General features: G+C 57.7%; 1 pseudogene. It reads right to left on the bottom strand.

What is annotated here, in order from left to right:
* Positions 1-88: 88 nt before the first annotated feature.
* A pseudogene (locus ACRHNM_RS16280) lies at positions 89-402 on the bottom strand (30S ribosomal protein S5); the annotation flags it as partial.

Below are 402 nucleotides of genomic sequence, written 5' to 3'. Positions count from 1 at the left end.
AGGGCCTCCAGGGTCCGTTTCTGGTCCTGAGGACGCTTGATGCTGCTCTTTACTTGTCGTACTTTGGTCTTAGCCATCTGTCTGCTCCTTATCCGTTGAATACTTTCTCCAGGGAAATGCCGCGCTGCTTGGCAACGGTATTCGCGTCCCGCAATTGCAGCAGGGCGTTGAATGTCGCCTTCACCACGTTGTGCGGGTTGGAAGACCCCTGGGACTTCGACAGTACGTCCTGTACGCCTACGGCTTCGAGTACGGCGCGTACCGCACCCCCGGCAATCACACCGGTACCGTGGGAAGCAGGCTGGATATAGACCCGGGCGCCCCCGTATTTGCCTTTCTGCTCATGCGGAAGGGTTCCCTTGTTCAGGGGGATACGGATCAGGTTCTTCTTGGCATCCTCCA

This window comes from Psychroserpens mesophilus (assembly GCF_050617655.1).
GTDB lineage: Bacteria > Bacteroidota > Bacteroidia > Flavobacteriales > Flavobacteriaceae > Psychroserpens > Psychroserpens mesophilus_A.
Note: the sequence above shows the minus strand (reverse complement) of the source record. Positions and strands in the feature narration are given on the sequence as shown.